23 protein-coding genes are annotated in these 22,460 nt (G+C 72.6%); 12 read left to right on the forward strand and 11 right to left on the reverse strand.

Annotation, left to right across the window (positions count from 1 at the left end):
* Positions 1-24: 24 nt before the first annotated feature.
* The 4 genes from ACXJKB_RS12955 (at position 25) to acs (ending at position 5,143) form a co-directional block, all read left to right on the forward strand.
* Complete coding sequence (locus tag ACXJKB_RS12955; RefSeq protein ID WP_457188948.1) at positions 25-948, forward strand: MEDS domain-containing protein; 924 nt, start codon at positions 25-27, stop codon at positions 946-948.
* Positions 949-1,116: 168 nt separating this feature from the next.
* Positions 1,117-1,458 (forward strand): DUF485 domain-containing protein, encoded by a 342-nt coding sequence (locus ACXJKB_RS12960; RefSeq protein WP_457188950.1) that lies wholly within the window; start codon positions 1,117-1,119, stop codon positions 1,456-1,458.
* Positions 1,458-3,065, forward strand: a complete 1,608-nt coding sequence (locus ACXJKB_RS12965; RefSeq protein ID WP_457188952.1) for a solute symporter family protein — start codon at positions 1,458-1,460, stop codon at positions 3,063-3,065. The genes ACXJKB_RS12960 and ACXJKB_RS12965 overlap by 1 nt, the downstream gene beginning before the upstream one ends.
* Positions 3,066-3,214: 149 nt before the next feature.
* Positions 3,215-5,143 carry an acetate--CoA ligase gene (acs, locus tag ACXJKB_RS12970; protein ID WP_457189040.1) on the forward strand — a complete coding sequence of 643 codons (1,929 nt, stop codon included), beginning with the start codon at positions 3,215-3,217 and terminating at the stop codon, positions 5,141-5,143.
* 136 nt (positions 5,144-5,279) lie between these two features.
* On the opposite strand, the gene nhaA is transcribed toward acs, so the two are convergent.
* Positions 5,280-6,659, reverse strand: a complete 1,380-nt coding sequence (gene nhaA, locus ACXJKB_RS12975; protein WP_457188954.1) for a Na+/H+ antiporter NhaA — start codon at positions 6,657-6,659, stop codon at positions 5,280-5,282.
* Positions 6,660-6,822: 163 nt separating this feature from the next.
* Here nhaA and ACXJKB_RS12980 point away from each other — a divergent pair, with 163 nt between their 5' ends.
* A complete protein-coding gene (locus ACXJKB_RS12980; RefSeq protein ID WP_300048777.1) occupies positions 6,823-7,227 on the forward strand; it encodes a phage holin family protein in 405 nt (134 codons plus the stop codon).
* 28 nt (positions 7,228-7,255) lie between these two features.
* Here ACXJKB_RS12980 and ACXJKB_RS12985 read toward each other — a convergent pair whose 3' ends face one another.
* From ACXJKB_RS12985 to nth, 4 genes are all read right to left on the reverse strand, one after another.
* Positions 7,256-8,431: a MarP family serine protease gene (locus tag ACXJKB_RS12985; protein WP_457188956.1), complete on the reverse strand. Its 1,176-nt coding sequence runs from the start codon at positions 8,429-8,431 to the stop codon at positions 7,256-7,258.
* Positions 8,432-8,437: 6 nt separating this feature from the next.
* On the reverse strand, positions 8,438-9,178 hold the full coding sequence (locus tag ACXJKB_RS12990; RefSeq protein WP_457188958.1) for an NUDIX hydrolase: 741 nt from the start codon (positions 9,176-9,178) through the stop codon (positions 8,438-8,440).
* Between the two features lie 61 nt (positions 9,179-9,239).
* The gene (locus ACXJKB_RS12995) at positions 9,240-9,866 is read right to left on the reverse strand and encodes a TlpA family protein disulfide reductase (RefSeq protein ID WP_457188960.1); all 627 of its coding nucleotides are present in this window, start codon (positions 9,864-9,866) and stop codon (positions 9,240-9,242) included.
* Positions 9,863-10,606, reverse strand: coding sequence for an endonuclease III (gene nth, locus ACXJKB_RS13000; RefSeq protein ID WP_457189042.1), 744 nt, complete (start codon positions 10,604-10,606; stop codon positions 9,863-9,865). The genes ACXJKB_RS12995 and nth overlap by 4 nt, the downstream gene beginning before the upstream one ends.
* Before the next feature lie 174 nt (positions 10,607-10,780).
* Between nth and ACXJKB_RS13005 the strand changes: the two genes are divergently transcribed.
* The 3 genes from ACXJKB_RS13005 (at position 10,781) to ACXJKB_RS13015 (ending at position 13,280) form a co-directional block, all read left to right on the forward strand.
* Positions 10,781-11,458, forward strand: coding sequence for a Crp/Fnr family transcriptional regulator (locus tag ACXJKB_RS13005; protein WP_378546742.1), 678 nt, complete (start codon positions 10,781-10,783; stop codon positions 11,456-11,458).
* Positions 11,459-11,526: 68 nt separating this feature from the next.
* Entirely contained in the window at positions 11,527-12,018 is a 492-nt protein-coding gene (locus ACXJKB_RS13010; RefSeq protein WP_457188962.1) for a SigE family RNA polymerase sigma factor, read from the forward strand.
* Entirely contained in the window at positions 12,015-13,280 is a 1,266-nt protein-coding gene (locus ACXJKB_RS13015) for a hypothetical protein (RefSeq protein WP_457188964.1), read from the forward strand. Before ACXJKB_RS13010 ends, ACXJKB_RS13015 begins: the two co-directional genes overlap by 4 nt.
* An 85-nt stretch (positions 13,281-13,365) precedes the next feature.
* Here ACXJKB_RS13015 and ACXJKB_RS13020 read toward each other — a convergent pair whose 3' ends face one another.
* The 5 genes from ACXJKB_RS13020 to ACXJKB_RS13040 are packed head-to-tail and all read right to left on the reverse strand — an operon-like array spanning position 13,366 to position 16,245.
* Positions 13,366-13,902: a TIGR03086 family metal-binding protein gene (locus ACXJKB_RS13020; RefSeq protein ID WP_457188966.1), complete on the reverse strand. Its 537-nt coding sequence runs from the start codon at positions 13,900-13,902 to the stop codon at positions 13,366-13,368.
* Positions 13,903-13,944: 42 nt separating this feature from the next.
* Positions 13,945-14,775: an MBL fold metallo-hydrolase gene (locus ACXJKB_RS13025; RefSeq protein WP_457188968.1), complete on the reverse strand. Its 831-nt coding sequence runs from the start codon at positions 14,773-14,775 to the stop codon at positions 13,945-13,947.
* Positions 14,772-15,632, reverse strand: coding sequence for an NUDIX hydrolase (locus tag ACXJKB_RS13030; protein WP_457188970.1), 861 nt, complete (start codon positions 15,630-15,632; stop codon positions 14,772-14,774). Before ACXJKB_RS13030 ends, ACXJKB_RS13025 begins: the two co-directional genes overlap by 4 nt.
* Positions 15,633-16,088, reverse strand: coding sequence for a RidA family protein (locus ACXJKB_RS13035; protein ID WP_457188972.1), 456 nt, complete (start codon positions 16,086-16,088; stop codon positions 15,633-15,635).
* Position 16,089: 1 nt separating this feature from the next.
* Positions 16,090-16,245, reverse strand: coding sequence for a hypothetical protein (locus ACXJKB_RS13040; protein WP_457188974.1), 156 nt, complete (start codon positions 16,243-16,245; stop codon positions 16,090-16,092).
* A gap of 92 nt (positions 16,246-16,337) precedes the next feature.
* Here ACXJKB_RS13040 and ACXJKB_RS13045 point away from each other — a divergent pair, with 92 nt between their 5' ends.
* From ACXJKB_RS13045 to ACXJKB_RS13060, 4 genes are all read left to right on the forward strand, one after another.
* Positions 16,338-17,501 carry a sensor histidine kinase gene (locus ACXJKB_RS13045; RefSeq protein WP_457188975.1) on the forward strand — a complete coding sequence of 388 codons (1,164 nt, stop codon included), beginning with the start codon at positions 16,338-16,340 and terminating at the stop codon, positions 17,499-17,501.
* On the forward strand, positions 17,498-18,190 hold the full coding sequence (locus ACXJKB_RS13050; RefSeq protein ID WP_457188977.1) for a response regulator: 693 nt from the start codon (positions 17,498-17,500) through the stop codon (positions 18,188-18,190). The genes ACXJKB_RS13045 and ACXJKB_RS13050 overlap by 4 nt, the downstream gene beginning before the upstream one ends.
* A 212-nt stretch (positions 18,191-18,402) precedes the next feature.
* Positions 18,403-19,152: an ABC transporter ATP-binding protein gene (locus ACXJKB_RS13055; protein ID WP_457188979.1), complete on the forward strand. Its 750-nt coding sequence runs from the start codon at positions 18,403-18,405 to the stop codon at positions 19,150-19,152.
* Positions 19,152-21,566, forward strand: coding sequence for an FtsX-like permease family protein (locus ACXJKB_RS13060; protein WP_457188981.1), 2,415 nt, complete (start codon positions 19,152-19,154; stop codon positions 21,564-21,566). Before ACXJKB_RS13055 ends, ACXJKB_RS13060 begins: the two co-directional genes overlap by 1 nt.
* A 91-nt stretch (positions 21,567-21,657) precedes the next feature.
* Here the strand turns inward: ACXJKB_RS13060 and ACXJKB_RS13065 are convergent, their stop codons facing one another.
* Positions 21,658-22,281: a hypothetical protein gene (locus tag ACXJKB_RS13065; protein ID WP_457188983.1), complete on the reverse strand. Its 624-nt coding sequence runs from the start codon at positions 22,279-22,281 to the stop codon at positions 21,658-21,660.
* Positions 22,282-22,460: the final 179 nt, after the last annotated feature.

Raw genomic sequence — 22,460 nt, forward strand, 5'->3', positions numbered from 1 at the left:
GGTGTTGGGGAGAGGTTCTGCTCGATGACCGACCGAGAGCACGAGGTCGCGGCCTATGCGGACGCGACCTCGCTCGTAGCACGCGTGGCCGACTTCGTGGCGACGTCGCTGGACGACGGCGTCCCCGTCGTCACCATCAGCCGCCCCGCGCACCGCCACGCGGTGGAAGCCCTTCTCGTCACGCGCGCGGTCGACGTCGATCGGGCGCGCCGGGACGGCGCCCTGACCACGCTCGACGCCGACGAGTCGATGGCTCGCTTCCTGGTGGACGGGCGCCCCGACCCCGACCTGTTCGCCACCTTCGTCGCCTCCGTGGTGCCGACCGGCGGACCCGGGGTGAGCGCGTTCGGGGAGATGGTCGCCATGCTCTGGGAGCGCGGCGAGGTGGCGGCCGCCCTCGAGCTGGAGTCGCTGTGGAACGGCGTGATCGCCCGGCATCCGGTCCGGTTGCTGTGCGCCTATCCCGGGTCGGTCCTCGCCGAGGCCGAGCTCGGCGACGTCGCCCTGATGTGCGGGCTCCACGACCACGTCAGCCTGGCCGGGCTGCTCCCCGGCTCCGGCGGGACCACAGCGGACGGGGACGCCGTCCGTTCCAGCGTGTACCTGCCCGTCCCCGCGGCGGTCGGCTCGGTCCGCGGCTTCGTGCGTGACGCGCTCGCCGGGTGGGGGCTCGACCACCTCGTCAGCGATGCCGTCCTCATCACGTCCGAGCTCGCGACCAACGCCGTCACCCACGCCAGCTCGCCGTTCCGGACCTCGCTGGTGCGGACCGGCGACGTCGTGCGGGTGTCGGTGGAGGACGGATCCCGGGCCTGGCCCCGCTACCACCGCGCCCAGCCGGGCGACCAGGACGGCCGCGGCATGGCCATCGTCTCGGTCCTCTCGCGCCGCACGGGCTGTGACTCCACGGCCGGCGGCAAGGTCGCCTGGGCCGAGCTCAGCGCCTGACCCGACCGACGCGCCGACCGCTCGTCGTACGACACCGACCGCTGGGCGACGGACGACGCCCATCGACCGACGCCTCGACGCGCACCCCTCCCGCGGGCCGAGCGACCGGTGCCACGGTGACGGCGGTCACACCCGTGGCCGCCCCCCGCGCTCGGAAGGACCCGATCCGTGACCGACCAACAGCAAGCCGCGCGCCACGACCCCATCTACGACCGGCTGCATGCGACACCCGAGTTCACCGAGCTGCGGCGCCGCTACCGCGGCTTCGTGTTCCCGGCGACGGTCGCGTTCCTGGCCTGGTACCTGCTGTACGTCGTCTGCTCCAGCTGGGCGGGCGACTTCATGTCGACTCAGGTCTGGGGCCACATCAACGTGGCGCTGATCTTCGGCCTCCTCCAGTTCGTGACGACGTTCGGCCTCGCCTGGATGTACGCCCGCTTCTCCAACGCCAAGCTCGACCCGCTGGCCCGCCAGCTCGACGCGGAGTACCGCAAGGGAGACGACGCCTGATGGACACCCAGGTCCTGACCACGTTCCTGTTCCTGTCGGTCGTCGCGCTGACGATCGGCATCACCTTCTGGGCGAGCCGCCAGACCAAGACGGCCGCCGACTTCTACTCCGGCGGACGGTCGTTCTCCGGCTTCCAGAACGGTCTCGCCATCGGCGGCGACTACATGTCGGCGGCGTCGTTCCTCGGCATCTCCGGCGCCATCGCGGTCTACGGCTACGACGGCTTCCTCTACTCCATCGGCTTCCTCGTCGCGTGGCTCGTCGCGCTGCTGCTCGTGGCGGAGATGCTCCGCAACGCGGGTCGCTACACGATGGCCGACCAGCTGGCGTTCCGGATGAGCCAGCGCCCCGTCCGCACGGCGGCGTCGGTCTCGACGGTCGTGGTGTCGATCTTCTACCTGCTCGCCCAGATGGTCGGCGCGGGCACCCTCGTCGCGCTGCTCCTCGGCGTGGACAGCCAGACGGTCCAGAACATCACCATCATCGGCGTCGGTGCGCTGATGATCTTCTACGTCGTGGTCGGCGGCATGAAGGGCACGACGTACGTCCAGATCGTCAAGGCCGTGCTGCTGATGATCGGCTCCGCACTGATCGTGGTGCTGGTGCTGGTCGAGTTCAACTTCAACCTCTCCTCCCTCCTCGGCGCGGCCGCCGAGAACTCCGGGAAGGGCGAGGCGTTCCTGCAGCCCGGTCTCCAGTACGGCGCGAGCCTGACGTCGAAGATCGACTTCCTGTCCCTCGGCCTCGCCCTGGTGCTCGGCACCGCCGGCCTGCCGCACATCCTGATCCGCTTCTACACCGTGCCGACCGCGAAGGACGCGCGGAAGTCGGTGCTGTGGGCCATCGGCCTGATCGGCGCCTTCTACCTGATGACGCTCGTCCTCGGCTTCGGTGCCGCGGCCCTGCTCGACCGCGACCAGGTGGACCCGCTCCTGGGGGGCAACCAGAACCTCGCGTCACCGCTGCTTGCCGAAGCCGTCGGCGGCGGCGAGGGCTCCACGGGCGGCGCGGTCCTGCTGGCGCTCATCGCGGCGGTGGCCTTCGCGACCATCCTCGCCGTGGTCGCCGGCCTCACGCTGGCCAGCTCGTCCTCGGTGGCGCACGACCTCTACAAGGGCGTCATCAAGAAGGACCAGCCCATCACCGAGAAGGACGAGGTGCGGGTCGCCCGGATCGCTGCGTTCGTCATCGGCGCGATCGCCATCGCGCTGTCGATCCCGGCCCAGCGGCTCAACATCGCGTTCCTCGTGGCGCTCGCGTTCGCGGTCGCGGCGTCGGCCAACCTGCCGGCGATCATCTTCAACATGTTCTGGCGACGCTTCAACACCCGCGGCGCCGTGTGGAGCATCTACGGCGGCCTCGTGTCGGCCGTCGGTCTGGTGTTCTTCTCGCCGGTCGTGTCGGGTCTCCCGACCTCGCTGTTCCCGGACTCCGACTGGTCGGTCTTCCCGCTCAACAACCCGGGCATCGTCTCGATCCCGCTGGGCTTCCTGCTCGGCTACATCGGCACGATCTCCAAGCGTGAGCCGGACGCCGAGGACCGCTACACCGAGCTCGAGGTCCGCGCCCTCACCGGCGCCGGCGCCGAACAGGCCGTCCAGCACTGAGGCCAGCAGCACCGGTGACCCCCTCGCCGAGCCGGAGTAGGTTCGGCGAGGGGGTCACCTCCTTCGTTCCCCGCCCCCTGATCAGCACCCGCCCAGCACCTGCCCCGCCCGAGGAGAGAGCCTTGTCCGAGCAGACCCTGTCGAACCTGATGCACGAGGACCGGCGCTTCGAGCCCCCGGCCGAGATGGCCGCCGACGCCAACGTCAAGGAGGAGGCGTACGCCCGCGCCGACGCCGACCGCGAGGCGTTCTGGGCCGACGCCGCCGAACGGCTGGACTGGGGCCGGAAGTGGGACCAGGTCCTCGACTGGACCGACCCGCCCTTCGCCAAGTGGTTCGTCGGCGGCACCATCAACGCCTCCGTCAACTGCGTCGACCGCCACGTCGATGCCGGCAACGGCGACAAGGTGGCGCTCCACTGGGTCGGCGAGCCGGAGGACGACACCCGCGACATCACCTACGCACAGCTCAAGGACGAGGTGTCCAGGGCCGCCAACGCGCTGACCGAGCTCGGCGTGCAGAAGGGCGACCGCGTCGCGATCTACATGCCGATGATCCCCGAGGTCGTCGTCGCGATGCTCGCCTGCGCCCGCCTCGGCGCGCCGCACACCGTCGTGTTCGGCGGCTTCTCCGCCGACGCCCTCGCCTCGCGCATCACCGACTGCGACGCCCACGTCGTGATCACCTCCGACGGCGGCTACCGCCGCGGAGCCGCGAGCGCGCTCAAGCCGGCCGTCGACGAGGCCGTCGAGAAGACCGGCGACCTGGTGCGCAGCGTGCTCGTCGTACGCCGGACGGGCCAGGACGTCGCGTGGGACGACTCGCGCGACGTGTGGTGGCACGAGGCCGTCGACAACGCGTCGGCCGACCACGAGCCGGAGATGCACGACTCCGAGCACCCGCTCTACGTCATGTACACGTCCGGCACCACCGGCAAGCCGAAGGGCATCCTGCACACCACCGGCGGCTACCTCACCGGGACGTCGTTCACGCACTGGGAGGTCTTCGACCTCAAGCCCGAGACCGACGTCTACTGGTGCACCGCCGACGTCGGCTGGGTCACCGGCCACTCCTACATGGTCTACGGACCGCTCGCCAACGGCGCGACGCAGGTGATGTACGAGGGCACGCCCGAGAAGGGCCGCTGGTGGCAGATCGTGCAGGACTACAAGGTGACGATCTTCTACACCGCCCCGACCGCGATCCGGACCTTCATGAAGCAGGGCCGCGAGATCCCCGACGGCTACGACATGTCGTCGCTGCGCCTGCTCGGGTCCGTCGGTGAGCCGATCAACCCGGAGGCCTACGTCTGGTACCGCGAGGTCATCGGCGGCGAGCGCTGCCCCGTCGTCGACACCTGGTGGCAGACCGAGACCGGCCAGATCATGATCAGCCCCCTGCCCGGCGTCACCGCCGGCAAGCCCGGCTCGGCGATGAAGGCGCTGCCCGGCATCTCGGCCGACGTGGTCGACGACGACGCCACGTCCGTGGGCAACGGCAACGGCGGCTACCTCGTGCTCAAGGAGCCGTGGCCGGCCATGCTCCGCACGCTCTGGGGCGACGACGAGCGGTTCAAGGAGACCTACTGGTCGCGCTGGCCGGGGCTCTACTTCGCCGGCGACGGCGCCAAGCTCGACGAGGACGGCGACGTGTGGCTCCTCGGCCGGGTCGACGACGTGATGAACGTGTCGGGCCACCGCCTGTCGACGACCGAGATCGAATCGGCGCTCGTGTCGCACCCGAAGGTCGCCGAGGCGGCGGTCGTCGGGGCGGCGGACGAGACCACCGGCCAGGCCGTGTGCGCCTTCGTCATCCTGCGCGACTCCGCCGGAGACGGCGGCGAGGACATCGTCGAGGAGCTGCGCAAGCACGTCGCCAAGGAGATCGGGGCGATCGCCAAGCCGCGCCAGATCATGGTCGTGCCCGAGCTGCCCAAGACCCGCTCCGGCAAGATCATGCGCCGCCTGCTCAAGGACGTCGCCGAGGACCGCGAGGTGGGCGACGTGACCACCCTCGCCGACTCGACCGTGATGGACCTGATCAAGTCCAAGGAGTCCTCCGCCCCCGCCGAGGACTGACGTCCTCCCTCCTCCCCCTTCGCCCGGATATCTAGGGACGTTCTGGTAGGTGTTTCGGCCTTCCGGCCTACCAGGACGTCCCTAGGTACAGCGCAGCGGGCCATGTCTGAGGACGTGGCGCACGGGTACCGGCTCCTCAGCCGTCCAGGGCGTCCTCAGGTACGTCGGCTGCCGCCCGGCCGCGCGTCGCGGCGAGCAGCAACGCGACCCCGACGACCGCGGCGATGAGCGAGGCCAGCAGGATCGCGATCTTCGCCTCCTCCGTCAGCAGGTCGGCGCCGGGGAACGACAGCCCGGCGATGAAGATCGAGACCGTGAAGCCGATGCCGGCGACCGCACCGAGGCCGAGCACCATCGGCCAGGAGGTGCCCTCGGGCAGCTTCGCGATGCCGAGGCGTACGGCCAGGAAGGACGTGGCGTAGATGCCGATCGGCTTGCCGAGGACCAGCCCCAGGATGATGCCGACGCCCACCGGTTCGGTGAAGACCTTGCCGATCGCGCCCAGCTCGACGCCCGCGTTGGCGAGCGCGAAGATCGGAAGCACGACGTACGCCGACACCGGGTGCAGCGCGCTGATGAGCCGTTCGACCACGGACACCGACTCCTGGAGCAGGAACCGCAACCGAGCGAGCTCGTCGGCGTCGAGGTTGCGGTCCTCCAGGGCACGCGCGGCGAAGTCGCGCGCGACCTCCTCCTTGAGCAGCGGGGTCGCCGGGGCGAGCAGGCCGATCGCGACGCCGGCGAGCGTGGCGTGCACGCCGGACTCGAGCAGGGCGAACCACACACCCACGCCGAGGACCGCGTAGACCACGAGGCTCCAGATCCGCAGCATGCGGGCCACGACCATCAGGCCGAGGAGACCGACGGCGATCGCGAGCCAGGTCAGCGAGAGGTCGCTGGTGTAGAACACCGCGATCACCAGGATCGCGCCGATGTCGTCGACGATCGCGAGCGTCAGCAGGAACAGCCGCGCCGCCGACGGGATCCGCCGCCCCAGCACGCCCAGCACCCCGACCGCGAAGGCGATGTCGGTCGCCATCGGGATGCCCCAGCCGGCGCTGCCGTCGCTGCCCGGCGGGTTGAGCGCGAGGTAGATGCCGGCCGGCACCACCATCCCGCCGACCGCCGCGACGATCGGCAGGGCCGCGGTCCGCGGGTCGCGCAGGTCACCGTTGACCAGCTCGTACTTGATCTCCAGGCCGACGACGAAGAAGAAGATCGCCATCAGGGCGTCGTTGACCCAGTGCTGGAGCGACTCGTCGAGGTGCAGCGGACCGACGTCGAGCGTCAGGTGGGTGTGCCAGAGCGCGTCGTACGACGACGCCCAGGGGCTGTTGGCCCAGATCAGGGCGGCAGCGGCCGCGAGCAGCAGGAGGATCGAGCCGGCCGCCTCGACGCGCAGGAACTCGCGCACCGGCCGCGCGACCAACCGGGCCAGCGGCCTGTCGCTGGCGCTGTAGACGGGCCCGGACCTCCAGAGGTCGTCGAGGCGGGGGCGGTCGGGAGGCGTGGCCATCGTGAGGTGTGGTCCTTCCGGGGGTGGTCGAAGCAGCATCACCGCGGACAGACTCGCCACGGGCCGACCAGACTTCCCGGCTCACCTGAGACCCCAGTGTAGACAGGCTCGTTGGTAGGGTCGCAGCACTCAGCCCCCGGCGTACACCGAAGGACAGCACCACATGGCAAACGAACCGGTCAAGGACACCGATCCGACGCTCGGCAAGCTCGTCATGGACGCGCAGCGCGACATCTCCTCGCTCGTCTCCAAGGAGATCCAGCTCGCCAAGAGCGAGCTCAAGGTCAGCGTCAAGCACGGTGGTGTCGGGATCGGCCTCTTCGCTGGCGCGGCGTTCATTGCCCTGCTCGCGATCATCATGCTGTCGGTCGCGTTCGCCTACTTCCTCAACTGGAACGGCGAGGGCCTCGACCTGCACTGGGCGTTCCTCGTCGTCTTCTTCGTCTACGTCCTGATCGCCGCACTGCTCGCGTACATCGGCCTCAGGCAGGTCAAGAAGGTCAAGGCTCCCGAGCGCGCGATCGAGCAGGGCCGGCAGATCCCGCAGGCGCTCAAGGGTCGTCCCTGACCCACGCCCGTGCCGCGGCGTACGACGCTCAGCGCACGCAGGTGCCGGTGTCGACCGGGGACGTCGCGGTGACGCCGTCGGCCGCCGACTCGGTCACCTGGTCCGCGGTGAGCGCGTAGCCGGTGTCGGGGTCGCTGACCGACGCGGCGAAGACCATGCCGGCCACGTCGCCGGCCGACGTCACGATCGGGCCGCCGGAGTTCCCCGGCCGGATCAGTCCGCGCAGGGAGAAGACCTGGCGGATGACGGTGCCCTCGCCGTAGATGTCGGGTGAGCGAAGCCGCTGCTCGGAGCGGACGCGGCCGGACTCGACGTCGTAGGGACCGTCCTCGGGGTAGCCCAGCACGGCGACCGGGTCGCGGGGCTGGACCTCGGTGTCGAAGGCGAGCGGGAGCGATCCGGTGTCGGGCAGCGACAGGACGGCGATGTCGAGGGCGGGGTCGTAGAGCACGACCGACGCCGTGACCGAGGTGCCGCCGACCTCCACCTCGGGCCGGGTGACGCCCGCGACGACGTGGGCGTTGGTCATCAGGCGGCCGGGCGCGTAGAAGAAGCCGGTGCCCTCGACGCCGCCGCCGCAGCCGTTGGTGCCGCGGACCTTGACCACGCTGGCCTCGGCGGCGATCACGTCGGGATCGGTCAGCATGCGCGGGTCGCCGGGCCGGACCGCGACGATCCGCTCGGGCGCGAACGGCTCGAGGTAGCGCGGGAAGAACGTCGTGCCGACGACGTTGTTGAACGTCTGCAGCACCTTGTCGGAGTCGGCGGGCAGCGTCTGGTCGACCTTGGCCAGGATCGTCGAGTCTCGGACCAGGGGCGTGACCGCGCCGATGCGGGTGCCGGAGACCGCGACGCCGAGCGCCCACGCGACGAGCAGGACGGCGACGGCGCTGAGGACCGAGCCGCCGATGGCGTCGACGGCCCGGATCGGCTGCCAGGTGATGCGGTCACGCAGCCGTGCGCCGACGTACTGGAACAGCGCCTGCCCGAGCGAGGCGGAGATGATCACGATGAAGAGCGCGCCGAGCGAGACCCACAGCGACGGGGCGGCGTCACCCAGCGCGAGGGGCGCGACCCAGATGCCGGCCAGGCCGCCGAGCAGGAGGCCGGCGGTGGCGCTGGCGCCGGTGATGAATCCCTGCCAGTAGCCCGAGAGGGCATAGATCCCCACGAGCGCCAGGAGGCACCAGTCGAGGACGTTCATCGCGAGCTACTCCTCGAGCCGGGTGTTCTGGGGGGTGTTGGGGGCGAGGTCGGTGCCTCTGGGGACACCCTGCAGCATGTGGTCGGGCAGGTCACGCACCCGCGCCCTGTCCCAGTCCTGTGCCCATCCGAGATAGCTGAACAACCGGGCGATGATGCCGGCGGTGAAGCCCCACAGGATCACGTCGCGCCGGGGACCGATGAGGAAGCCGGGACCGAGCCAGCCGCTCGGGTGGCGGACGGTGATGCGGTTGTCGGGGTCGAGCAGGTCGGCGATCGCGACGTGGTGGATCTCGTGGACCTCCTCGGGGCTCTCGATGCGCACCTCGCCCCGGTCGCGCCAGTAGCCCAGGATCGGCGTCACCGCGAAGTTGCTGGGCGGCAGCCACAGCTCGGGCAGCTCGCCGAAGACCTCGACCTCGGCCGGAACGAGCCCGATCTCCTCGTGGGCCTCGCGCAGCGCCGCCTCGACCGGGGTCTCCCCGTCGTCGAGCGAGCCGCCCGGGAACGACACCTGGCCGGGGTGGGATCGCATGTAGTGGTTGCGCTCGGTGAGCAGGAGCTCGCCGCGGTGCGCGAGGTCGTCGGGGCCGGACGGGTCGGCGTCGCGGTCGGCGAAGACCATGAGCACGGCGCCGCGTCGGGGGTCGCTGTCCTCGGGCGGCATGAAGCGGGTCAGCTCGTGGACGGTGATGGAGGCGGCGGCCTCGACCACGGGCGTCAGCCAGCCCGGCAGTGGGGTGTTCACTCGGGGTCCCCGCGGCGTTGTTCGGGGGAGCGCAGCGGCGGAGAAGAACGTCGTGGGGTGATCACAGGTCCATCCCGAGGTGCTCGGCGACCAGCTCGCGGACCTCGTCGACCGACTCCACGCCGCCGGAGTCCTGGCCGACGACCTTGCCCGTCTCGTCGACGAAGACGAAGGCCGGCAGCCCGCGGCGGGCGATCGCGAAGGCGTCCTCGACCATCAGGTCTCCGCCGGGGTCGGCGATCGAGGGGTAGGTCGCCCCGGTCTCCTCGGCCAGCGCGAGCGCGCCGTCGGGGTGGACGTCGTTGAAGTCGATGCCGACGAGCCGGACCCGGTCGCCGTACTGCTGGTGGAACTTCTCCAGCGCCGGCATCTCCAGCCGGCAGGGCTCGCAGCGCGCCTGCCACAGGTTGATCAGCATCGGACCGCGGAGCGAGGAGAGCGCGACGTCGGGGCCGCCGCCGAGGCAGGGCAGGGTCATGTCGGGCAGCCCGCCCTCGACCGGCTCACCGGTGCCGGGCGTGCAGTCCTCCATGCCGATGCGCGCCTTGGTCTCGCGCAGCGCCGGGGTGTCGACGTCGACGTCGGGAGGGCGTACGGCGATGGGGCCGCCGTCGCTCATCGACGACCAGGCGAAGGCGCCCGCGGCGACGCACAGGACGAGCGCCAGCGCCAGGAGGAGCTTCCTCATGCAGGTCCCTGCGTCGTGACCAGCTTCTCCGCCTCGATCGGGTCGGTCGGGCCTGCGCCGAACGACGGGCACAGCCGAGCGACCGGGCAGGCCCCGCACGCGGGCTTCTTGGCGTGGCAGCGGCGGCGGCCGTGCCAGATGAGGTGGTGCGACAGCATCGTCCAGTCGCGTTTGGGGAAGAGGGCGCCGACGGCGTGCTCGACCTTGACCGGGTCGGTCTCCTCGGTCCAGCCGAAGCGCCGGGCGAGCCGGCCGAAGTGGGTGTCGACGGTGATGCCGGGCTTGTCGAAGGCGTTGCCGAGCACGACGTTGGCGGTCTTGCGCCCGACGCCGGGCAGGGTGACGAGCTCCTCGAGGCGCGAGGGCACCTCGCCGCCGAAGGTGTCGACGAGCGCCTGGCTGAGCTTGAGCACCGCGTCGGTCTTCTGGCGGAAGAAGCCCAGCGGGCCGAGGAGCTGCTCCATGTGCTCGCGCGGGGCCGCTGCCATCGCCTCGGGCGTCGGGTAGGCCGCGAACAGCGCGGGGCTGGCGGCGTTGACCCGGCGGTCGGTGGTCTGCGCGGAGATCACGGTGACGACCAGGCACTCGAACGCGTTGGTGAAGTCGAGCTCGGCGCGGGCGTCGGGGTAGGTGTCCGCGAGGATCCGGTCGATCTTGCGCGCCCGGCGCACCAGCGACGTGTCGGGCTTGGGGACCTCGACCGCGGCGGCCTTGGCGGGCTTGCTCGGTTTCGGGGTCACCTTGCGGGCGGGGGCGGGCACGCGCTCAGCCTACGGTCCGGCTCCGACACCACCGAAGCCGGCGCAAACGGCGGCTCACCCCCACGGAGTGTCCGTTGTGAGCCGGACCACGGCTAGGATCGTCCCGGATCCCGAGCAGCACCCGTCGGGACGCACCCCACCGGGAGGATTGACGTGGACAACGACGTGCTTCGGCAGGCACCGCTGTTCAGCTCGCTCGACGACGAGGCAGCGACTGCGCTGGGCGGTTCGATGGCCGAGACCAAGCTCCGTCGTGGCGACGTCCTCTTCCACGAGGGCGACTCGGGCGACAAGCTCTACATCGTCACCGAGGGCAAGGTGAAGCTCGGCCGGTCGTCCTCCGACGGCCGCGAGAACCTCCTCGCGATCATGGGCCCCGGCCAGATGTTCGGCGAGCTCTCGCTCTTCGACCCCGGCCCGCGCTCCGCGACGGTCACCGCGGTCACCGACGCCGCCTTCGGCTCGCTGTCCCACGACGACCTGCTCCGCTGGCTCGACGGCCGCCCGCAGGTCGCCCGCGGTCTGCTCTCCCAGCTCGCCTCGCGGCTGCGCAAGTCCAACGACGTCGTCGCCGACCTCGTCTTCTCCGACGTGCCCGGCCGCGTCGCCAAGGCGCTGCTCGACCTCGCCGACCGCTTCGGCCGCACCGCCGACGACGGCGTCCACGTCCACCACGACCTCACCCAGGAGGAGCTCGCCCAGCTGGTCGGCGCCTCCCGCGAGACGGTCAACAAGGCGCTCGCCGACTTCGCCTCGCGCGGCTGGCTACGCCTGGAGCCCCGCTCCGTGGTGATCATGGACCTCGAGCGCCTCTCCCGCCGCGCCCGCTGAAATGATCCCGGTCGGCTGACCCCCGCCGCGGCGCATCCGTGCGTCTGACGTCGTGAAGGGGGTGGCAGATGACCGATCGATCCGGGTTCGACGAGTTCGTCCACGCGCGTGGCCCTGCCCTCGCGCGGACGGCGTACCTCCTCACGGGCGACCACCACCTCGCCGAGGACCTGGTGCAGGCCGCGCTCGTGCAGGCGGCCAGGCACTGGGAACGCATCGAGACCTCGCCCGAGGCCTACGTGCGCCGCACGATGTACCACCAGAACATCTCCTGGTGGCGGCGCCGCAAGCTCTCCGAGACGCCGCTGCAGTCGTACGACGCCCCGGTGCCGGCGACCGACCCGACCGTACGGCTCACCCTCGAGCAGGCCCTGCGCCGGCTCACCCCGCGCCAGCGGACCGTGCTGGTGCTGCGCTACTTCGAGGACCTCACCGAGGTCCGGACGGCCGCCGAGCTGGGCATCTCCAGCGGCGCGGTCAAGTCCATGTCGCGCCAGGCCCTCCAACGCCTGCGCGTCCTGGCCCCCGAGCTCGCCGACCTGGTGGGAGCAGACCTATGAGCACCGACCTGCGCGAGGAGCTCGACGCCCTCGCCCGCACCCAGACCTTCTCCCCCGACCCGTCCGCGTGGGACCGCGGGCGGCGCGCCCGTCGCCGTGCGCGAGTCGCCGCCGGGATGGCCGCGGTCGCCGTCGTCGCCGTCGCGGCAGGCGCCGGTGCGCTCGCCCTCCAGCCGGACCGCGAGGCACGTACGGCGTCGAGCGAGGTGATCGAGGGCGGCGCGATCCCGAGCCGGATCGAGGACATCCCGGCCGACCTCGAGCCCACGACCGACCTCGCGGTCGGGCGCGGGGCGGCGGCCTTCATCTCGCCCTCGCAGCGGGTCCCCGTGGTGGTCACGGCGGCCGACGGGGTGGCGCACCGGCTCGACCTCCCGGGCTGGAGCGAGGACGGCCAGGCGTTGGCCCTCTCGCCGGACGGGATGAACCTCGCGTGGCAGCAGACCGGCGACGGTGGCGCCACCATCGGCGTGCTGGAGCTGACGACTGGGAAGCAGCGGAGCGACGAGGTGCACCCGGCGGGCGACCTCGCCCTTCGTGAGCTCACGTGGTCGCCCGACTCGGAGTGGCTGGGCTGGCTGGGCGACGCCGACGGCGGCGCCTACGTCGGACGCCTGCCGGTGCCCGGGGCGGACCTGGACCTGAGGAAGCGCGTCGAGGGCAACGTCACGAGCCTGGCGATCGGCAACGCCGCGGACGTCGTCCTCGGTCGTGCGAACGGAGGGCTCTACCGGTTGGCCGTGGGTGAGCCGGAGCTCATCACCAGGGCGACCGGCGTCGGCCCTGGCCTCTACTCCCCCGACGCCCGCTTCGTCGCCCTGCGCTCGGGCCCGTCCGACGCCTCCTCCACCCTGCGCCTCTCCGACGGCGCGGTGCTCACGCACCCGTTCCCGGACGGGACCTTCGACTCCGCCGTCGTGCGGCCGCTCGGCTGGATGGACGAGCGACTGCAGGTCCTCTTCGTGCAGGAGGCCCGCGGCGGCGACGGCGCCGACAGTGGCGAGCTGGTGGTGACGACGCCGGAGGTGGACGACACCAGCACCTGGCGCCGCTCGGTCGGGGTGGTGGAGGCCGGGCCCGCCACCACCCTCAGCCTCGCCGTCGACCTCGTCCCCGACCTCGACGGCACCTCGTCGCAGGAGCTGACCCACGACTTCCCGGCGCCGGCCGAGCGCGACGTCTCGTGGATGATCGGCCTCGGGGTGGCAGCGGCCATCGGTGTGCTGCTCGCGATCCGGTGGCTCTGGCGGCGCCTGCTGTAGACGTCGTACGGACCCAACGCACGTGGCCGGAGCGGCGGCAGGCGGGGACCGTCGACGGACGGCGTCGTTCGGTCCGTACGACGGGTCAGGCGCGCGGGTCGCGACCGGCGAACGCCGCCAGCCGGTCGTAGGCCGGGGCGTCGTCGGGGACGTCGACCTCTGGCCCGAAGGCCTCGCCGCGGTTGTCGGCGGTCAGCCCCTGCTGCATGAAGGCCAGCCCGCGCTCGGCGACCTCGTCGTCGAGGCGCTGCGAACGACCCAGGGCCTGCACGAGGTCCCACGTGTGCACACCGAGCTCGGCGCTCTGCCAGTCGGCCTGCGCCGCCTGGTCGTCGGGCTGGTCGTGCCAGTGGTGCAGGAGGTCGTCCCCGTGGCTGCGGAAGTGGCCGGCCCAGAGGCCGTCGGCCACCTCCGGCTCGGAGACCCAGTCGACCTCCTCGCCGCGAGCCTGCTGGAGGAAGTGCTCGGGAGCGACCGCGAGGTGCGCGGCGAGCTGGCGCACGGACCAGTCGCCGCACGGGGTCGGCCTGTCCCACTCGTCGGGGTGGATCGAGGCGAGCACGTCGCCGGCCTGGTCGATCGCGCGGGAGAGGACCACGACAGCCTGGTGAGGGTTTGCCATGCGACCACTTCAGCGCGCGCGGAGCGAGCGCGCAAGAGGCTTTCAGTCCTCAGTGAGGTACGCCAGCTGGGCGCGCACCGACAGCTCGGCAGCGCCCCACAGCACCGGGTCGACGTCGGCGTAGACGACCTCGACGATCGCGCGGGGCAGGGTCTCGTGCGGGAACGTCCCGCCCTCCCGCTCGACCGCGTGCAGGTCGCGCAGGGCGGAGCGCACCTGCTCGAGCCGCTGCTGGCGGTGGGCGAGGTAGAAGTCGAGGGCGCCGAGCGCGTCGTCGATGACCGGGCCGTGGCCGGGCCACACCGTGGTGATCCCCTGCTCCCCGCAGAGCGCGTGGAGCCGCTGGAGCGAGGAGAGGTAGGCCCCGAGCTGGCCGTCGGGGTGCGCGACGACGGTCGTGCCGCGACCCAGCACCGTGTCGCCGGTCAGGACGGCCCGGTCCTGCGGCACGACGAAGGACAGCGAGTCCGACGTGTGGCCGGGGGTCGCGACCACGTGCACCTCCAGCCCGCCGACGGCCACCACGTCGCCCTCGCCGAGGCCCTCGGAGCCGAGCCGGTAGGCCGGGTCAAGGGCGCGTACGCCGCACCCGTGCCGCTCGGCGTACTCCCGGGCTGCCTCGCTGTGGTCGGCGTGGTGGTGGGTCAGCAGCACCACGGCGACATCACCGGCGGCCGCGTCGATCGCGTCGAGGTGCGCGCCGATCGACGGGCCGGGGTCGACGACGACCGAACGCGACGAGTCGGGGTCGCGGAGCACCCACGTGTTGGTGCCGTCGAGGGTCATCACGTCGGCGTTGGGGGCGAGCACGCAGGTGCCGGTGTCGCCGAAGCTCCCGCCGGTCCAGCCCTGACCGGTCGCCGGGTCGGTCATCGCGAGGCCATCAGGGCCGCGTAGAAGGGCGGGGTGGAGAGGATGAACCCCTCGCCGGCGGGGACCACCTCGGGCGTGTACATCTCGACCCGGCGGGTCCGCGCCTCGGCCAGCACGGCGTCGGGATCGGCGTGCTGCGCGACGTCGAGGCACGTGAGCCACGTCGGGGGCATCATCAGCATCTCCTGCCGCTCGACCTGCTCGACCGCGTCCATGGCGCCGGCCCACATGACCGACGACGACTCGCTCGACACGTCGCGGGTCACCTGCCCCTCGGGCAGCCGGGCCACGAAGAACCAGGTGCGGTAGCGCCGCGGCTCGAAGACCGGGGTGAGCCAGCCCGACCAGACGCCGAGGAGGTCGGTGCGGAGCACGAGCGAGCGCTTCTCCAGGAAGGCGGTCAGCGAGACCTCGCGCGACTCCAGCGCGACCCGGTCGGCCTCCCAGTCGTCACCGGTGGTGTCGGCCACGACGGAGTCGGGACCAGCGCCGGCCAGCAGCACGCCGGACTCCTCGAAGGTCTCCCGCACGGCGGCACACACCAGCGCGCGGGCCTTCGGCTCCTCGCAGCCCAGCCGCGAGGCCCACTCGGCAGGCGACGGGCCGGCCCAGAGCCCGCGGTCGACCAGCTCGTCGTCGAAGTCGCGCGGATCGACCCCGCCGCCCGGGAAGACGCACATGCCGCCGGCGAAGGCCATCGACGTCTGGCGGCGCAGCAGGTAGAGGTCGGGGCCCGCGGCGCCGGGGCGCAGCAGCACCACGGTCGCGGCGTCGCGCGGCTCGGCGGGCGTCGCGCCGCCCTCGGCGTACGACCGCGCCTGGGCGACGAGCGCCTCGGGAAGCGGCAACCGCTCCACTCAGACCTCGACGATGATCTCGACCTCGACGGGCACGTCGAGCGGGAGCACGGAGACGCCGACGGCCGAGCGGGCGTGCTTGCCGGCGTCGCCGAAGACCTCGCCGAGCAGCTCGGACGCACCGTTGGCGACCTTGGGCTGGCCGGTGAAGTCGGGCGTCGAGGCGACGAACACGACCACCTTGACCACGCGCTTCACGTCGTCGAGCGAGCCGATCTCGGCCTTGACCGCGGCGAGCGCGTTGAGGGCGCACTGGCGCGCGCACTCGTAGCCCTGCTCGTCGCTGACGTCGGCGCCGAGCTTGCCGATCGCGAGCATCTCGCCGTCGCGGGCGGGCAGCTGGCCGGCGGTGAAGACGAGGTTGCCGGTGCGCGCGGCCGGCTGGTAGGCCGCGACCGGCGGGACGACGTCGGGGACGGTGATGCCCAGCTCGGCGAGGCGAGCCTCGGCACCCATGTCAGGCCGCCTTCGAGCGCTTGAGGAACGCCACGAGGCCGCCCTGCGCGTTGGTGTGGATGGCCACCAGCTCCCAGCCGTCCTGGCCGAAGTTGTTGAGCATCAGGGCCTCGTTGTGGAGCGGAATCGGCGCCACCTGGTATTCCCACTGGGTCATGGATCGCACCCTACTCGGGCCCGATCGGCGCGACGCAGCGTCCTCCCGTGGTCTGACGCCGCCGGCGCGGTGCGGCGTCTAACGTCTGCACCATGCGCGATCAACGGGACCAGCACCCGTGGCGCCTGGGGCCGCGCGGGCGACGCTGGCTCGACCGGCTCATCGTCGCGTTCGTCCTCGTCGTGGGCGGCCTGGGCCACGCCCTGGCCGACCAGCCGGTCGCGACCCTCTTCACCGTCGCCGAGGTGCTGCCCCTGCTGTGGCGTCGGCACCACCCGTGGCCGGTCTTCCTCGCGGTAGCGGCGGCGTCCGCCCTCCAGGCGGCGGCCTTCGACCAACCCACCATCGGGCAGCTCGCCTTCCCGGTCGCGGTCTACTCCGTCGCCCGCTGGTCGCCGCGCTGGCAGGGCGTGACGGCACTGCTCATCGGGTACGCCGGTGCGCTGGTCGCCGCCACCCGCTGGCTCTTCGGCTTCGGTGCCGGCGACCTCTCCGCGAGCAACCTCGCGCCCTACACCGTCACGATCGGCGCGGTCGTCACCGCCGCGTGGGCGCTCGGCTGGGCGGCCCAGTCCCGCGAGAGGTACGTCGCCTCGCTGGTCGCCCGCGCCGAGCAGGCCGAGCGGATGGCCGAGCGGGAGGTGGAGCTGGCCGCGCGTGACGAGCGCTCGCGGATCGCCCGCGAGATGCACGACGTGGTCGCCCACGGGTTGTCGGTGATCGTCGTCCAGGCCGACGGCGCGAGGTACGCCGCCGCCAAGGACCCCGACGTCGCCGTGGGCACCCTCGAGACGATCTCCGCCACCGGCCGCGAGGCGCTGACCGAGATGCGGCGACTGCTGGGGCTGCTCCGCGAGGGCGACACCGGGGTGGCCCCGCAGCCCGGCCTGGACGACGTACGCCACCTCGTCGACGAGGCCCGTGCCGCCGGCATGCGGGTCGCGGCCGACCTCCCGGATCCCGCACCGGCCGTGCCCGACGGCGTCGGGCTGGCGGCCTACCGGATCGTGCAGGAGGCCCTCACCAACGTGCGCAAGCACGCCGGGCCGGACGCCACGGTGGACCTGCGCGTCGCCGTCCACCGGGGCGTCGCCATCGACGTGCGCGACGACGGGCGGGGCGCGGCCGCCCGCACCGAAGGTCGCGGGCTCGGACTGGTCGGGATGCAGGAGCGCGCGGCCGTCCACGGCGGGACCCTGGAGGCCGGACCCGCGCCGGGTGGCGGGTTCGCGGTGTCTGCGAGGCTGCCGCTGTGAGCGAGACGGACGCAGCCGGGGACCACGCCGGACCGATCCGGGTCTTCCTCGTCGACGACCAGCAGATGGTGCGCGCCGGCTTCCGGATGCTCGTCGACAGCCAGGACGACATGGAGGTCGTCGGGGAGGCCGGCGACGGCGGTGAGGCGCTCGAGCGGCTCGCGGTCACGAGCGCCGACGTCGTGCTGATGGACGTGCGGATGCCGCGCGTCGACGGCGTCGAGGCGACGCGGCGGCTCCTCGAGCAGGACCGGTCGCCCCGGGTGATCGTGCTGACGACCTTCGACCTCGACGAGTACGCCTTCGCCGCGATCCGCGCGGGCGCCTCGGCGTTCCTCCTCAAGGACGCCGCCCCGCCCGACCTGCTCGGCGCGATCCGGGCGGTGATGGCCGGCGACGCCGTCGTCGCGCCCAGCACCACCCGACGGCTGCTCGACCACTTCGCCGCGCTGCCCGACCCCGGCGAGCCGACGGCGAACGACGACCGGCTCGCGCCGCTGACCGAGCGCGAGGTCGAGGTGCTCACCCTCATCGCCCGCGGCCTGACCAACACCGAGATCGCGCAGCACCTCGTCGTCGCCGAGACGACCGTGAAGACCCACGTCGGGCGGGTGCTGGCCAAGACCGGCTCCCGCGACCGCGTCCAGCTCGTCGTGCTCGGCTACGAGACGGGCCTCGTCACCGCCTGACCGCGGGGAGGTGCGATCCCCGGATATCCGGGGAAGTTCCCGCTTGTCGGCCGAAATCCCGGCACCAAAGCGGGAAGTTCGGCCGACAAGTCCACCGACCCGACGTCCTCCCCCGGTCGTACGACGACCAGCAGGCGTGCGACCGCGGACCGACGCCAGGTCCGTGCCGGGGGCTGACGATCGGGAGGCTGCCGACGACGAGCGTTGTCCCCATGACCACGACACTCGGATCCACGACAGCCACCGCCGCCTCCGCCCGCGGCCTCACCCGCACCTACGGCTCCGGCGACAACGTCGTCCACGCCCTGCGCGGCGTGGACCTCGACCTCCCCGCGGGGCGCTTCACCGCGATCATGGGCCCGAGCGGCTCCGGCAAGTCCACCCTGATGCACTGCCTGGCCGGGCTCGACGCCGCCACCTCCGGCTCGGTCACCGTCGCCGGCCGCGACCTCGCCGGCCTCGACGACACCGCGCTGACGATCTTCCGCCGCGAGCACATCGGCTTCGTCTTCCAGGCCTTCAACCTGCTGCCGATGCTCACCGCCGGCCAGAACATCGTCCTCCCGCTCGAGCTCGCGGGCCGTCCGGTCGACCGGGAGCGCTACGACCAGGTCGTCGGCGTGCTCGGCCTCGCCGACCGGCTCGGCCACCTGCCGAGCCAGCTCTCCGGCGGCCAGCAGCAGCGCGTCGCGATCGCCCGTGCGCTGGTCACCCAGCCCGACATCGTGTTCGCCGACGAGCCCACCGGCAACCTCGACAGCGAGGCCAGCGCCGAGGTGCTCGGCCACCTGCGCCGCTCGGTCCGCGAGCTCGGGATGACCGTCGTCATGGTGACCCACGAGCTCGACGCGGCGGCGTACGCCGACGACGTGGTCGTGATCCACGACGGTGCCGTCACGGCCCACCTCACCGACCCCGGCCAGGACCAGCTCGTCGCCGCACTGCGCGGGCGAGCCGCCTGATGCGCACCGTGCTCGTGGCGTCGATGCGCCACCACACCCGGAGGTACGTCGCCGCGTCGGTGGCCGTCGTCATCGGCGTCGCCTTCATCGTCGTGATCGGCATGCTCACCGGGGCCACCCGGTCCGGACTGACCGCCGACGCCGGGGCACCCGTCAGCGGCGTGGACCTGGTCGTCAGCCCGGACGCACCCCGCGACGCCCAGCGCCTCGTCGACGCGGCCGCCGAGGGCGGCTTCCCCGCCCTCACGCTGGGCTACGCCATGGAGCCGGTCAGCCGCGACGGCGTGCAGCTCGCGCAGTCGGTGGACGTCTCGGAGGTCTCCCTCGACCCGCGCCTGCAGTGGCAGGCCCTCGAGGACGGCCGCTTCCCGTCCGCGGCGGGCGAGGCCCTGGCCGACGTCAACCGAGCGAAGTCCAACGACGTCGCCCTCGGCGACGTCGTCCGCATCGGGAGCGGGCCGGCGGCCACCGACGTCGAGGTGGTCGGGCTCGTGGACAGCCCGGCGGCCATGGGAGCCGGGCTCTACGTGCCGTGGGACGACCTGCGGCGCTTCGAGGACACCCTGTGGGTCGACGCCGTGGCGTGGGGCGGCACCGAGGCGCAGGCCACCGGGGTCGCCCGGAGCGCGACCGTCGAGACGGCCGACGACTGGGTGGCGGCGCGCCAGGCGGAGATCTCCCGCGGCGTGGACGTCATCGCGATCATGGCGCTGCTCTTCGTCGTCATCGCCCTCTTCGTGGGCGTGCTGGTCATCACCAACACGTTCTCCATCCTCTTCGCCCAGCGGATGCGCGACTTCGCGCTGCTGCGCTGCGTGGGTGTCACCCGCCGCCAGCTGCGCCGCGCGATCCGCCTCGAGGCCCTCGCGCTCGGGGTGGTGGCCGCCGCCCTCGGCGTCGCCGTCGGCGCCCTCGCCGGAGCAGGGCTCGTCGCGCTCGTCCGGCGCTGGTTCACCGACATGGGACCGGCCGCGCTCGACCCCGTGTGGACCGGCGCGGCGTTCGCCGTCGGCACGCTGGTCACGCTCGCCGCCGCCTGGCTGCCGACGCGCTCGGCGACCAGGGTCGCGCCGCTGGCCGCGCTCCGTCCCGACACCGGCGTGGACGTCCGCTCGGCTTCCGGTCGCTGGCGCCTGGCGCTCGCCGCGCTGGGCGTCTCGGCAGGGGCTGCGCTGCTCGTCCTGGCGGTCGCCGCGAGCTCGGTGCCCGCGATGCTCGCCGGCGGCATCGCCTCCTTCGTCGGCGTGCTGCTCCTGGGACCGGTGCTGGTGCCGCGGCTGATCCGCCTGGTCGGCGGGCTCCCGGGGGCCGGCCCCGTCCGGCGGCTGGCCACCGGCAACGCCGTGCGCAACCCGCGTCGTACGGCGACCACCGCGGCGTCGCTCCTCGTCGGGGTCACGCTGACCACGGCCATCCTCACCGGGCTGGCGTCCTCGCGGACCGCGATCGACAAGGACATGGACCGGTCCTACCCGCTCGACGCCACCATCACGGCCGCCGAGGCGCCCCTGGACGCCGCCCTCGTCGACCGGGTGGCCGACACCCCCGGTGTCGCCGAGGCGGTCGGGCTGGACGGCACCACGGCGACCATCGGCCGGGTCGACGTCGCGCTCCTCGGGGCGGGCCGGGCTCCCGGCGTCGTACGTGGCGGGGCCGACCTCGCACCGGAGGACGGCGTGCTGCTGCTGCCGTACGAGGTCGTCGAGGACCTGCCGGCGAGGACCGCCGAGCGGGTGTGGGACGACGGCGAGGTGACGCTCACGGTCGACGGCCGCGAGCACACCCTGGACGTCGAGACCGCCAGTGGGTGGGGCCGGTCCGGCCTGGTCTCGGCCGCCACGCTGGCGAGCCTCGACCCCGACCCGCAGCCGATGGCCGTGTGGGCCAGGGCGAGCGACGGCGCGGATGCCGAGGACCTGTCCGGCGACCTCGCGGCACTGGCCGGGGCGGCCGGCGCCGACCTCGACGGCGGCCACGGCAACCGGAGCTGGGTCTACCTCCAGGTCGACATCCTGACCGGGTCGGTCGTCGGCCTGCTGGCCGTCGCCATCGTGATCGCGCTCGTCGGCATCGCGAACACCCTCGGGCTGTCCGTGCTCGAGCGTGGCCGGGAGAACGCCCTGCTCCGCGCGATGGGGCTCACCCGCCGCCAGCTCGGGCGGGCCATGGCGGTGGAGGGACTGCTCCTGTCGTCGGTCGCGACGATGCTGGGCACCGCCATCGGGCTGGTCTTCGCCTGGGTCGGGGTGCAGGTGATGGTGACCGCCGTCGTCGAGGACGCCGCGTTCACCGTCCCGGTGTGGCAGGTCGGGGCCGTGGCCGCGGTCGCCGCCCTCGCCGGCCTGGCCGCGTGCGTCCTGCCGGCCCGTCGTGCCGCCGGGGTCACGCCCGCGGCCGGGCTGGCGCTCGACTGAGCGGCCATCTCCGGACCCGGACGTCATACGAACCCGCACCCATGGGTGCGGGTTCGTATGACGCAGCAGGCCGGGAACGACCGAGGGGCAGTCAGCCGCGCTTGCGGCTGACCAGCACGCCGAGGACGGCGTAGCCGACGAGCAGGTGCAGCGCGCCGACGTACTTGCCTGCCGTCTCCCCGAAGATGCCCATCGCGGGGATGGTCACGACGGCCCAGCTCTCGGCGACGACGGGCCAGTAGCGGGTCAGGCCCGTCCAGCGGCCGGCGACAGCGATGCGGATGCCGATGAGGAACATGCCGAGCATCGACAGCGGCCAGAAGAGGTCGAGCGCGAGCCAGGCCGGCTGGCTGAGGTCGGAGAGGCCGACGGCATCGACGAACGTCGAGGCCATGGCCATGCTGACCGCGAACGCCTCGAACCGGAGCACGCCCCGGGCGAAGCGTCCCTCGCCGAGCGCCTGGGTCCGCCAGAGCGTGCGGAGCAGGAAGAGCAGGCCGACCTGGAACAGGCCCGAGCCGAGTCCGAAGACCACCAGGCCGGTCGTGCCGCCCGGGTCCTGGCCCACGGCCAGGATCGAGGCCGACCAGGCCACGGCGCCGGCGGTCAGCATCCTGCCGTGCAGCAGGAAGGGGCGGGTCGGGCTCGCCGCGGTGCCAGGGGCCACGGTGGCGACGTCCGAGCGGGCGGGTGCGGGAGAGTGCTGGGTCGTCACGGTCGTGACTCCTGTTCGATGAGGTGGGGCGCCGCGGTTGCGGCATGCCGGAAGATTCCTCCGCCCGACGACCCGCCCGTCAGGGAGCGAGGTCCCGGCCCCGGTCCCCTTGCCCGGTCCCCCACGACGGGGACCGTGGTCCCGGGACGGCGGGACACGTTCGCGGTGATACTGCTCGC

The organism is Nocardioides sp. P5_E3 (assembly GCF_054049275.1).